At 51.5% G+C, this 441-nt stretch carries 1 protein-coding gene; it reads right to left on the bottom strand.

Going from position 1 to position 441, the window contains the following annotated elements:
* On the bottom strand, positions 1–441 hold a 441-nt coding region (locus ACTHUR_RS21180), incomplete at both ends, for a type IIL restriction-modification enzyme MmeI (protein WP_440400778.1).

Genomic DNA, 441 nt, shown 5'->3' with positions numbered 1-441 from the left:
GTATTTTGGCTTTCTATTGCCTTTCGGTATAGGTCAAACAGAAAGGTGACGCGTTCTGCCTCATCGTCAGTGTTTTTGCCTTTTTTGTAGCCGTAGGCTTTATCTACTGCTTTGTCGAGGGTGGCGTGTGCTTTGACGAGGTCGGGATAGCCTGCGTCGGACGCATAAAGTTCGGCGAGCGTAGGGGGAGGCAGATCGTTAGCAAGCGCATCGGCACGGTATTTCTCGCGAGTGTCAAGGATGGCTTGGGCGGCAGCTTCGATGGCGGAACGGAGGGGATTGTTTTCAGACGGCCTTGGCGTTTCGCCTTTTTTGCCCGAAGCTTCCTGACAGGCAGTTTCGTCATCGTTGGGTTTACGGCAGCTTTCTGGGAAGGGAAAGTTGTTGTACACAATTAAACTGGAATAGCTGTAATCGCTTTTCAGACGGCCTGAAACAGTA

This window comes from Neisseria sp. P0021.S007 (genome assembly GCF_051956855.1).
The sequence above is the reverse complement of the archived record's forward strand: the minus strand, read 5'-3'. Positions and strand labels throughout refer to the sequence as shown.